The sequence below is a fragment of the Roseivirga sp. UBA1976 genome (assembly GCF_002336325.1).
GTDB classification, from domain to species: Bacteria; Bacteroidota; Bacteroidia; order Cytophagales; family Cyclobacteriaceae; genus Roseivirga; species Roseivirga thermotolerans.
In genome coordinates this window covers 31,193-43,072 of sequence record NZ_DDDQ01000134.1, presented here as the reverse complement: position 1 = coordinate 43,072, position 11,880 = coordinate 31,193, and the positions used below count along the sequence as shown (strand labels likewise).

At 45.0% G+C, this 11,880-nt stretch carries 11 protein-coding genes; 6 read left to right on the top strand and 5 right to left on the bottom strand.

Going from position 1 to position 11,880, the window contains the following annotated elements; genetic code table 11:
• Positions 1 to 338: 338 nt before the first annotated feature.
• From B3763_RS13260 to lpdA, 3 genes are read right to left on the bottom strand one after another with little or no spacing between them, the layout of a single operon-like run.
• A complete protein-coding gene (locus B3763_RS13260; RefSeq protein ID WP_286747170.1) occupies positions 339 to 1,163 on the bottom strand; it encodes an anti-sigma factor in 825 nt (274 codons plus the stop codon).
• Between the two features lie 2 nt (positions 1,164 to 1,165).
• Positions 1,166 to 1,693 carry an RNA polymerase sigma factor gene (locus tag B3763_RS13255; RefSeq protein WP_189628297.1) on the bottom strand — a complete coding sequence of 176 codons (528 nt, stop codon included), beginning with the start codon at positions 1,691 to 1,693 and terminating at the stop codon, positions 1,166 to 1,168.
• 33 nt (positions 1,694 to 1,726) lie between these two features.
• On the bottom strand, positions 1,727 to 3,121 hold the full coding sequence (gene lpdA / locus B3763_RS13250; protein ID WP_189628298.1) for a dihydrolipoyl dehydrogenase: 1,395 nt from the start codon (positions 3,119 to 3,121) through the stop codon (positions 1,727 to 1,729).
• A gap of 153 nt (positions 3,122 to 3,274) precedes the next feature.
• On the opposite strand from lpdA, the gene fabG reads away from it, so the two are divergent.
• The 4 genes from fabG (at position 3,275) to B3763_RS13230 (ending at position 7,558) form a co-directional block, all read left to right on the top strand.
• Complete coding sequence (gene fabG, locus B3763_RS13245) at positions 3,275 to 4,021, top strand: 3-oxoacyl-[acyl-carrier-protein] reductase (protein WP_286747166.1); 747 nt, start codon at positions 3,275 to 3,277, stop codon at positions 4,019 to 4,021.
• A 106-nt stretch (positions 4,022 to 4,127) separates the two neighbouring features.
• Positions 4,128 to 6,215: a hypothetical protein gene (locus tag B3763_RS13240; RefSeq protein ID WP_286747164.1), complete on the top strand. Its 2,088-nt coding sequence runs from the start codon at positions 4,128 to 4,130 to the stop codon at positions 6,213 to 6,215.
• Between the two features lie 80 nt (positions 6,216 to 6,295).
• Positions 6,296 to 7,108 carry a tetratricopeptide repeat protein gene (locus B3763_RS13235; RefSeq protein ID WP_286747162.1) on the top strand — a complete coding sequence of 271 codons (813 nt, stop codon included), beginning with the start codon at positions 6,296 to 6,298 and terminating at the stop codon, positions 7,106 to 7,108.
• Between the two features lie 36 nt (positions 7,109 to 7,144).
• Positions 7,145 to 7,558, top strand: a complete 414-nt coding sequence (locus B3763_RS13230; RefSeq protein WP_189628302.1) for a DoxX family protein — start codon at positions 7,145 to 7,147, stop codon at positions 7,556 to 7,558.
• Here the strand turns inward: B3763_RS13230 and B3763_RS13225 are convergent.
• On the bottom strand, positions 7,509 to 8,246 hold the full coding sequence (locus B3763_RS13225) for a hypothetical protein (RefSeq protein ID WP_286747159.1): 738 nt from the start codon (positions 8,244 to 8,246) through the stop codon (positions 7,509 to 7,511). The two genes, B3763_RS13230 and B3763_RS13225, sit on opposite strands and share 50 nt — an antisense overlap.
• A 252-nt stretch (positions 8,247 to 8,498) precedes the next feature.
• Between B3763_RS13225 and B3763_RS13220 the strand changes: the two genes are divergently transcribed.
• On the top strand, positions 8,499 to 9,809 hold the full coding sequence (locus B3763_RS13220; protein ID WP_286747157.1) for a hypothetical protein: 1,311 nt from the start codon (positions 8,499 to 8,501) through the stop codon (positions 9,807 to 9,809).
• A gap of 50 nt (positions 9,810 to 9,859) precedes the next feature.
• Here the strand turns inward: B3763_RS13220 and B3763_RS13215 are convergent, their stop codons facing one another.
• Positions 9,860 to 10,312 carry an Lrp/AsnC family transcriptional regulator gene (locus B3763_RS13215; RefSeq protein ID WP_189628305.1) on the bottom strand — a complete coding sequence of 151 codons (453 nt, stop codon included), beginning with the start codon at positions 10,310 to 10,312 and terminating at the stop codon, positions 9,860 to 9,862.
• Positions 10,313 to 10,453: 141 nt separating this feature from the next.
• Between B3763_RS13215 and B3763_RS13210 the strand changes: the two genes are divergently transcribed.
• On the top strand, positions 10,454 to 11,707 hold the full coding sequence (locus tag B3763_RS13210) for a cystathionine gamma-synthase family protein (protein ID WP_189628306.1): 1,254 nt from the start codon (positions 10,454 to 10,456) through the stop codon (positions 11,705 to 11,707).
• The last annotated feature ends 173 nt before the right edge of the window (positions 11,708 to 11,880 follow it).

The window sequence follows — 11,880 nt, the reverse complement described above, 5'->3', positions numbered from 1 at the left end:
CGCAATCTCATTTAGGCTCGGTTGAGATACCGGAAAAACAGCCCTTTTTGAGAGTTTAAGGCCTGTTTTTCCGGTATGACGTTCTTTTCGTACATCGAACTCAGGTTATTTTAATAACATCTCTACCTATTTAGCCTGCATGCGCAATCCGCTACAAACTGCAGTTGAAGTAAGCCATTTGGTGAAGACTCCAATGTATGTGGTAAGGTACTGCATGAGGAAACTCTGTCTCGTTCCTCTTTAGCTCTAAACGACTCCCACGGGTTGACGAATCACTTTCTCTGGAAGATGGATAAAACAGGAAAAGTTTTAAAGTGGGTGGAGATGGCTAAAGCAACCTAAGACTTCTTTACATTGCCCAATACCTGCATGGTTTCCAACGAAGGACTTTCGCTCCCTCCCTTGGGCTCTACCGTTACGGCAAAAGCAGCCGATTGAGCAATACGCTTCATTTTCACCAAGCCCTCAGCATTCCAATCGAACACCCCGGCATCTACCGGCTGACCGTCTACTATAGCCCAGAGCTGATACTGCTTGTCGGCAGCCAACTCTTGCAGGTTGACTATATTCAGATAGAGCTCTTCAGTGGTTTCGTTCCAGTATACATCGGCATAAGCCTCTTTGGCATTGTCAGTGCCTGCCATACCAATTCTTCTGAAGTTGGGATTGCTCAAAATTCCGAAATCTGTCTCCAGCTGATCGAGCTTTTGATTGACCTGATTGTACTGTTCGGCCATCTGCGAGTTACTGGCCAGTAATTGGGCATAGGCCTGGCTGCTCGACTTCCACTTGCTGCGGTAGTCAATGGCCAGATAACCGCTTACCAAAGCCAACACAAGCGAAGCTGCTACTGCATACTTCCAGCCCTGGGAGGCTGGTAAGGAAACTACTTTTGGAGTATCCTGCCGGGTTGTCGGTTGTTCTGCAGAAGGCGCAGTCTGCTCATCGATTTTATCGAGAATAGCCTTTTTCATTTCAGGTTTGGGAGCCACCTGAGTAGCCATAGCCATATCTTCAAAAGCCTTCTCAATAGCGTTGAGCTCGGCTTTCACTTCCGGATACCTGGCCATAACAGCCTCCACTTCTCTCATTTCCTTTGCAGAGAGCTCGTTGAGCGCGTAGGCCTCAAGTATTCCTGACGATATGTATTCTTCTATATTCACGGCTAAGCCAGCTTTTTTCTCATATGTTTTAGGGCAGAGCGCAGCCTGGATTTAACAGTACCTAAAGGTATGTCATATTCTTCAGCAATTTCTGTGTGAGTGAACCCTTCGAAATATACCTTCTCCAGAATGAACTTCTGTTCTTCTACCAAGTCGTTTAATAAGGCACGCACCCCTATTCCATCGGTGTGCATTTCGGTGCTGTTGCGGCTGTCGACTCTATATACGTAGTCATCCATTGAGTCGGTTTTAGACGACCTGGAAATTTCTTTCGACCGCAGTTTATCGATAGCGGCATTCCGGGTAAGGTTCATCATCCAGGTAAAGAACCTACCTCTGGAAGCATCGTACTGATCGATTTTATTCCAAATTTTCATGAAGACATCCTGAAGAACTTCTTCAGAGATGTCATCATCTTTTATAATTCTTGAAGCCACCCCCAAAAGTGCTGCGCTGTACTTATCATAAAGATAAGCCATGGCATTTTTGTCCCGATCCTTCAGCCGAAGCACCAGTTCACTTTCTTCCATATGTTGGGGAGTGGCTTTGATTTACTTCATGAATTAAAGGTGAATTACTTCGTCATAAGCTGCTGCGGTGGCTTCCATAACGGCCTCAGACATGGTTGGGTGAGGGTGTACCGATTTAATGATCTCATGACCTGTAGTTTCCAGCTTTCTGGCAGCTACCACTTCGGCAATCATTTCGGTTACGTTGGCGCCAATCATGTGGGCTCCCAGCCACTCACCGTATTTGGCATCGAAAATCACTTTTACAAAACCATCGGGCACTCCTCCTGCCTTGGCCTTACCTGAAGCAGAGAATGGGAATTTGCCCACTTTCACTTCATAACCGGCTTCCTTAGCTGCTTTTTCAGTATAGCCTACAGAGGCAATTTCGGGCTGGCAATATGTACAACCCGGAATGTTGTTGTAATCCAAAGGTTCTACGTGTTGACCGGCAATTTTTTCGACACAAATAATTCCTTCGGCCGAAGCTACGTGTGCCAGAGCTGGCCCATGCACTACATCGCCAATGGCATATACTCCGGGAATGTTGGTTTTGTAATAGTCGTCTACCAGAATTTTACCTTTATCGGTAGCCACACCTACATCTTCCAGACCAATGCCTTCAATATTTGTGCTTATACCTACGGCTGAAAGTACCACATCGCACTCAAGAGTCTCGTCACCTTTCTTGGTTTTCACCGAAACTTTGCAAGTTTTTCCTTTGGTATCTACGGCCGTTACTTCGGCATTGGTCATGATCTTCATGCCTGCCTTTTTATAGGTTCTTTCGAGTTGTTTCGATACTTCTTCATCTTCTACCGGAACAATTCGATCCATATACTCAACAATGGTTACTTCAGTGCCAATGGAGTTATAGAAGTAGGCAAACTCTACCCCAATAGCTCCTGAACCAACTACCACCATAGATTTTGGCTGTTTTTCTAAAGACATAGCCTGACGGTAGCCAATAATTTTCTTGCCATCGATTGGCATGTGGGGCAATTCTCTTGCACGGCCTCCGGTGGCTACAATTATATGCTCGGCAGAGTAGTCAGTCTTGGACCCGTCTTCGGCTGTTACTTCTACTTTCTTTCCGGCTTTGAGCTTTCCGAAACCTACTATATGATCAATTTTATTTTTCTTGAAAAGGAAGTTGATCCCTTTGCTCATACCATTGGCAACATCACGACTTCTTTGCACCATGGCTCCAAAATCGGCAGAGGCTTTATCTACCTTAATTCCGTAGTCGCTGGCATGCTGAATATATTCGAATACCTGAGCACTTTTGAGCAGTGCTTTTGTGGGAATACAGCCCCAGTTCAAACAAATTCCGCCCAGTTCTGCTTTTTCTACCACACCTACTTTCATGCCGAGTTGCGAGGCTCTGATTGCTGCCACATAACCGCCCGGTCCACTTCCAATAACTATTAAGTCGTACTTTGTTGCCATAATTTTACTTTACCTGTTTTTGGGAAGGGCAAAGTTAATCCAAATCCAGTCACATCAAAACCAGGAAATTGGAGGAGTAAAGGCTTTTGGCTTTATTTGAAACTCTAAACTGACAAGAACATTTTTTGAAAAAAAATTGATAACAAATACACTATGGGTTTATTAACTGGAAAAACGGCTCTGGTAACCGGAGCATCGAAAGGCATTGGGAAAGCCATTGCTACAAAATTTGCTCAGGAAGGCGCCAATGTGGCTTTTACCTACTTATCTAGCGTAGAAAAAGGACAGGCACTTGAACAAGAGCTTGCTGCTTTTGGCACCAAGATTAAGGGCTTCCGATCGAATGCCGCGGAGTTTGCTGCTGCAGAGCAACTGGTGAATGATATTGTAGCTGAATTTGGCAGCCTCAATGTAATTGTGAACAATGCGGGAATTACCAGAGATAACCTGTTGATGCGAATGACCGAAGAGATGTGGGACGAGGTAATGAACGTGAACCTAAAATCTTGCTTCAATACGGTTAAAGCAGCTACCCGAACACTAATGAAACAAAGGGGTGGTTCTATTATTAATATCACTTCTGTGGTGGGCATAAAGGGCAATGCCGGACAGGCTAACTATGCGGCTTCCAAAGCAGGAATTATAGGTTTTACCAAATCTGTTGCTCTTGAGCTTGGTTCCAGAGGAGTACGCTCCAATGCTGTGGCCCCGGGTTTCATAGAAACAGAAATGACTGACGCACTTGACGAAAAAACTGTTCAGGGCTGGAGAGACGCCATTCCTCTTAAGCGAGGTGGTAGTCCGGAAGATGTGGCTAATGCTTGTCTATACCTGGCTTCTGATCTATCGGCATATGTAACCGGCCAGACATTGGTGGTTGACGGAGGTATGCTCACCTAAGCACCGCTTATCAAATCATTGCAATTTTCATCATCGGTTGATGACCAAATTTCGCTCGAATGCGTTATTATGGCATCAACCGATTTTCATTCCATACTAAAAGCCATTGCGTAGTCTTCTGCTATTTCTGAGTAAAGTCACCTTACAGACAGACGCTTCTCCGTGGTTCATTCCGCTTTGTCTGATAGCGGGGTTTAGCTATGGCTTTATCCTTTATTCCAAAAAAAGCCCCTGGAGCAGGAGCATTAACTACGCACTCTTGATTCTTAGAGCGGCTGCCGTGGCTTTAATCTGCTTTTTTCTTCTGGGGCCCCTGCTCAATCAGGTGACCTATCTGGAAGAAAAGCCAATTGTAGTTGTGGCCATCGATGATTCTGCTTCCATAAAAGATGCTTATGATTCGACCGATTTTACAAGCATAAGAAACCAGATAGAATCTTTGTTTAACATCCTAAACCAAAGTGACTATGATGTTCGGCTTAGGGGCTTAAACGGCTACTTAGGTGGCATAGAAGAGCTTTCCTTTTCGGCAGAATCCACCAACCTGCATGGAGTACTGCAAGGAATAAGACAAGACTTTGAACAACAGAACCTTACGGCCACAGTATTGGTGAGTGATGGTATACACAACTATGGCAGTTCTCCTCAGTTTCTTACCCTCAATTACCCTGTGTTTAGCCTGGCCCTTGGCGATACCATTCCTGAGCAGGATTTGAGCATCAAGCGACTCAACTATAACAAAATAGCCTATCAGGGCAACCGCTTCCCCTTAGAGGTGGATCTATACAACAATGGCTATGTGGGTGAGGAGGTTTTTGTTGATGTGTTGCGCAATGAGCAGGTGGTAGAAAGTAAATCGGTAACTATAAGAGGCGATCAGGAGATTAATACTGTTTCATTTTTACTAGATGCCGAAACATTGGGCATTGAAAGCTACAGGGTTTCTGTACGCCCCAAGGCAAATGAAAGCTCAGTGAGTAACAATTCTCGCACAGCATTTATTGAAGTGGTTGACAGTGAACAACGCATTTTAATTGCGGCTGCCGCACCGCACCCCGATATCAAAGCACTGCGAGCGGTTATAGAAAGCAAAGAGGGGGTTGAGGTTGATGTTTTTATTGAGGGAATAGCACAAGAAACTCCCGAAGGGCCGTACGACCTGATTGTTTTACACCAACTGCCCCAAATAACTGATATGCCCAATTGGTTGAGTGCCTGGATAAGCCAAACCAACACCTTTTATATTACCGGAGTTGAAGACCTTAACACGGTGAATGCGCTCAATCCGGTGTTGGCCTATAACAACTTCGGTCAGTCAGACGCTGTATCGCCTAACTTTAACCCCAATTTTGAACTCTTTAACATAAACCAGGAACTGCTCTACCGTGCCGGTAACTATCCACCTGTGAGAGCTCCATATGGCAATTTTGAAATAAAAGCCAATGCAAGTGTTTATCTCTATCAGAAAGTTGGCAGTGCGCAAACCAGCCGCCCATTGCTTACTGTGCTCAATGGGGACGATACCAAGTCGGCCGTTTTTTCGGGGGCGGGCTTTTGGAAGTGGCGTCTTCAGGAAAACGGTCAGTTCGAAGAGAGTAAGTTGTTTGATGAATTGTTTGGAAAGTTGATTCAGTTTTTAGCCACTAAGGACGATAAACGCAACTTTCGCATTAACACCACCCAAGAGAGCTACTTCAACACGGAAGTGATTGAGTTCAATACAGAAGTATATAATCAGCTGTATGAAAAGGTGTATGACTACAGCATAGACCTGCAACTAACCAATGCGGCAGGCGAAACGGAAGAGTATAATTTTGTGAACTCCCCAACCGAAAATTTTAAAATAAGAGGGCTGGAGCCGGGCGTATATCGCTATACGGCCAACACCAGTCTGGCCGGCAAGCGAGAAACAGCCGAGGGCACTTTTTCCGTGCAGGCCCTGCAGTTGGAAGATATAGACCTAACGGCCAATCATCAGCTACTAAGGAATATTGCCAAAAATTCGGGAGGCCGGTTTTATCTGCTGGCGAACTACGAAGATGCCCTGCGGCAGATCGATGAACTCGATGCGCGGCCAATATCGAGGGCTAACGAAAAGCTCAACCCAATCATTAACAACCCGTGGTGGCTATACCTGCTGCTTGCCCTATTTTCGCTGGAATGGTTTACCCGTAAATATCACGGCAGCTATTAAGCCCCACCGCCCACACCTGCCAATGTCAATTTTTTCTTGATTTTTTTATTGAAAAAACTAATGTTTTAGTTTATTTGTATATGCGCACTAAATCATTAGTTACTTACCTAACTCTTTTGTTGATCACCCTCTCCTGCGATATGTCGGCTACGAGAGAAGAAGCAGATGAGTACCTTCAACAAGGAATGTACGAAGCAGCCGTTGCAACTTATGATCGGGTGATAAGGCTTGAGCCGGAAGATGCTTTTTCGATCTTTAACCGTGCCACTGCCAAAGAAAAATTAGGCCTGTACGATGAAGCCTATGACGATTACACACTTCTGGTGAATCGTCAGAAAAACACCCGCCTGAGTATGCTTGGCCGTTCCAGATGCCTGTTTGAAATGGAGAAATATGAGTATGTAGTATTCGATATGAACACCTTGCTTAAAGGAGATCCGAACAATATGGAGGCCCTGGAGTTGAGAGGGCGCTCGTATGTAAAGTTGGGTAAAAACCGTAGCGCCATTGCCGATTTAACCAGGGTAATTGATGAGGATCCACAAAACGTACAGGCCATTATTAGCCGGGGAGCTGCCTATGCCCGAGGTTCTGCAGGCAGTGCTGCCATTGTAGATTTTGACCGTGCCATTCGGCTGGACCCAACCTTGCCCATACCCTATTTTAATAAAGCCATGGTATTTTTTGTCTATGAAAATTACGAAGCTGCCATAGAAACTTTTAATAAAGCCATTGAACTTAACCCAAAATATGCCGAAGCCTACACACGAAGAGGTATGGCCAAATATCAGTCGAAAAAGTATGGTTTGACAGGAGCCTGTGAAGACTTTAAGATGGGCGATGAGCTAAAAGACCCGCTGGCTACCGAATATATAAATGAGTATTGCAAATAATGTCCGGATGGGCTATTCTCGAAAAAAAAGCGAGATATGCTCAAAAGACTACTCAGAACCGGCAAACACTCTGCCTCAATAAACATTGGTCTACTCCTCTTTAGAGTGGGTGCTTCGGCCATGATGATTACCCACGGATGGGGTAAGTTTGAACGTGTAATTAATGGAGATTTTCGCTTTGGAGACCCGCTAGGCATAGGCGTGGAGGCTTCTTTAATTTTGGCCGCCTTTGCCGAATTTGTATGCTCCGTATTGGTGATACTCGGCCTAACCACACGGCTAGCGGCAATTCCGCTAATCGTTACCATGCTGGTGGCCTGGCAAGTGGCTCATGCCGATGACCCGTTTAGCTCTCAGGAGAAAGCGGTCTTTTACCTACTTTCCTTTCTAACCATTCTCATTACAGGCCCCGGGAAGTACTCTCTGGATCAGAAGATTTTTGGGAAATAGCCAGTTCTTCGTCTATCAGGGCCAGGGTTTCACGAATATCTTCGAGCACCTGCTCAAAGCTGTATTTGGTACTGGCCTTGTAAGATGCCCCAAACTGTATCAGATGTTTGAACTTATCGGCCTGCACTGCCCGAAGAAACTCTCTTTGAGTGCTTGCTGCTGCACGCCCGTACTGAAAGCCTAAGACAAAGGGAAACTGTTCTTCTACATACGAAATCATCTTTAGCCTCACATGCTCAGAGTCTATGTCAGTCCAGGTATTTACCAACTCAAAACCATTTTCATACAAGCCGATAATCTTAGCGGTTAGGGAGTCGTTGCCGATGATTCGTGTAGAACCCACACTCTTCATTTCCTGATAGGTAATGTCGTTACTGCTGAACGGTACGTAGTTGAGTAAAGAAACCACCCATACCACCGTGGAGTCGGAATATTCTGTAGGGGTATTAACGAGCAGCTTTTGAGCGTTTTTTAGCTGACCTTCCAACTGCTTAATGCCTTGGTGCAGAATGGTACTATCTACTACCAAATTGGCCTTAAAGCTCTTAAGCAAGTCTTTTTGTTGCCGTTGCTCCTGCTTGTTTACTCTAAATTCATTGAGTGCAAACGAGGCCGTTATGCCAATTATTAGTATAAGTAGTTCGGCCAAAAAATAACGAAACTTCTTAAAGTTGCTTTCCTTTTTCATGGGTGGTTGTGGTTAACTAAAGCTAACAAACATATTGGAAACTTGCTTTTTTTGTGTTTCGGTCAATTAGAGGATTAGGTATTTTTATTTTCACCTTTTGGTAACTTAGTTAAGTCTTCTGTGGTAGACTTTCATGCCTGACCCACATTGGTGTCTTCACCATTGGCTATTTGCGGCTAGCGGCAGGTACAATGGGGCTACGTTCAGATGATCTAAGTAGGCAAGCCCATTACCTTTTTTAACGAATAGCTTATGTACCTTCCTCAGGCCTGGTCTCCCATCCAAAAAGTAAGCTTTAGGTTTACTTTTATCTTCTTTTTGCTCTTTATTCTACCCTTTCCCTTTTCTACTATACTGGGATTTTTCAATGAGTTTACACTCGCACAGGCCTTTTCAGACTTCTGGACCTGGTGTGCCGAACAGGTGGCTACCTCCTTGCTAGGCATGGAAGGCCTACCCGATGGCAGCCCCGGCAGCGGAGACAGAACCGAAAACTGGATTCAATACGGCCTTTTTCTATTATTGGCTATTGTGGGCACCCTTGTATGGAGCCTTGCCGATAGGAACAGAAAGAACTACTACCGTCTTTGGAGGGTGTTTGTAATGGTGGTGGTCTATTATTTAGTCTATTTTATGGCCATTTACGGATTCATTAAGGTGTTTTATCTGCAAATGCCCGAATTGAGAATTGACAGATTGCTGCGCACCTATGGTCAGTCATCTCCCATGGGGCTTTTATGGACCTTCATGGGGGCCTCCAAAACCTACTCGGTATATGCAGGGCTGAGCGAGGTTATAGCCGGCACCTTATTAATCTTTAGACGCACCCGAACCCTGGGCGGACTGGTAACCTTTGGCGTAATGTTCAATGTGTTTATGCTCAACATGGCCTATGATGTGCCGGTAAAGCTTTTTTCTGCCCAGCTAATGCTCATGGGGCTTTATATCGCTCTTATAGATTATAAAGCCATTTTGGGCGTATTCATTTGGCAAAAGCCTCAAGCTGTTACACCCTGGCCTCCTTTCTTTAAGTCGGCTCAGAAACAATTGGGGCTACTCATTGTTCAGGTGCTCTTTATTGGCTACATCTATTATGAGCGAATTGAAGCGGGGATTTCCGGGAGGTCGCAATACGGAGAACTCAGGCCTAAATCGGCCCTATACGGACTTTACGATGTAATTACCTTTGTTAAGAATGGCGACACCATACCTCCACTTCTTACCGATGATGAGCGTTGGCAGCGAATGATCTTTGAAAGCCCGCAGAATACCATGGTAATGTATATGGACGACAGAACCCGCTTCTACAGCTCGGCCATAGACACTACCACCCAAACCATTACCATTTCTATTGGAGCCGACTCGCTGCGCAAAGACTATCCGCTGCGCTATGAAAAGCTCAACGATGGCTTGCAGATACGCGGTGTTCTGGAGCAAGACAGCTTGTTTTTACAACTTAAAACCTACGATCTCTCACGGTTCTATTTAACCAACCGTGGGTTCAACTGGGTCAATGAGGTGCCCTGGCATCGCTATGACCCTACACCAAAAAGCAATTGGTAGCCAAGGGCCAATGCCTCACCATGCTCGCTTTGTTAGGGTTCTAATTAAGATTAGAGTGGAAGCTTATTCGATTTTTTCACCTCAGACATAACAAAAGAACTCTGAACATTGCCTATGTTATCGAGTTCGGCCAGTTTTTGTGAAACAAAACTTCTGTAGGCTTCCATGTTATGTACCGCCACTTTAAGCAGATAATCGAAACGCCCACCAATATGGTAACACTCTATAACCTCTTCCAGAGCCATCACATCCTTTTCAAACTGCTCAATGAATTCCTTTTGATGATCTTTGAGCGAAACACTACAGAAAACCTCAAGCCCTAGTCCCACTTTCCGACTGTTCAAAATGGCCGAGTAATGAGAAATAAAACCTTCTCTTTCCAATTTTTTGATTCGCTCATGAACAGGAGTAATGGTAAGCCCCAATCGGGCAGCCAGCTCCTTGTTGGTAAGCTTGGCGTTAAGTTGCAACGCCTTTAATATTTCCCTATCGATAGCATCCATAAAGATTTTTTTTCTTTTGAGGCACCTATTCCAAGCCTCATCAAGTAAATATTTCTTAAATGGAAATATAAATAAGATATATTTTCTGATCAATTGACATCAAAAAGATTTTTGATCTATTTTCTATCTCAAACTATGGAAATGGAACAACCCGAACTACGCATGAGGCCCGAGAGCCTCATGATGTCTTATGGCTATAAGCCGGCCCTTTCTGAAGGAGCCATTAAATGCCCGATTTTTCAAACCAGTACTTTTGTTTTTAAGAATGCCGAAGAAGGCAAGTCGTTTTTCGAAGTAGCCTATGGCCTTCGAGAGAAAGGAGAGTCGGAGGAACTGGGACTTATTTATAGCCGACTGAACAATCCGGACCTGGAAATTTTAGAGAACCGGCTCACGCTGTGGGATAAAGCAGAAGATTGTGCCGTTTTTGAAAGTGGCATGTCGGCCATTACCACTGTACTGCTGGGCTTCCTGAGCCCTGGCGATGCCTTACTCTACAGCAAACCTGTTTATGGTGGAACCAGCCATTTTATAGAAGAAATATTAACCCGTTTTGGCATAGAAATCATCGGCTTCGATGCACACCAGCAAGAAGAAGAGATAATGAAAGCCATAAGCGACAGGGGACTGGCCTCCAAACTCAAGATGATCTTTGTGGAAACTCCGGCCAACCCCACCAATGCGCTGATCGACCTGGCCATGTGCAAACGAATTTCCAACGCTCTGGCCTCTGAAGATAACCAGCCTTTGATTGCTGTTGACAATACTTACATGGGGCCGCTTTGGCAACACCCGCTGCAACACGGAGCAGATTTTGTTCTCTACTCGGCCACCAAGTACATTGGCGGCCACAGCGATGTAATAGCAGGAGCTTGCCTGGGCTCTAAAGCTTTAATTGCTGAAGTAAAAGCCATGCGGACTTTTCTGGGTAATATGGCCGGACCATGGACAGGGTGGCTACTAATGCGAAGCCTTGAAACTCTCAAAGCCCGAATGGACCTGCAACAACAAAATGCCATAGAGGTAGCCGAATTTCTGACGAAACACCCTAAGGTAGAGAGGGTTTACTACCTCGGCTCTATAGAAGACAAGAACCAAAAGCGAATTTTCGAGCAACAGTGCGAAGGAACTGGCGCTATGGTCTCTTTCGATATTAAAGGAGGAGAGAAAGAGGCATTCCGCTTTCTCAACAACCTTAAGCTTATGAAATTGGCCGTAAGTCTTGGCAGCACAGAATCACTGGCAGAGCATCCTGCCTCAATGACTCATGCCGGAGTACCCATTGAAGACAGAATAAAATCGAACATTACCGATGCGCTGGTAAGGCTTTCCATTGGAGTTGAAAATATCGAAGACCTCAAATGGGATATTGACCAGGCATTGGCGGCTGTCTAAAATACTAGTCTGATCCAGAGGGTGTCTTATGGGTTTCTAAGCTTATGCATCTGTGCCTGCCAATTGGTTAAAGGCCCAGGAGGTTAATAAGCCGATCCTGGAGGCACCCTCCACTTTCTTCTTATGCCACTGTCGCTAAAAAAGAATCAAGAGTCGATAAGCTTTACCCTGCG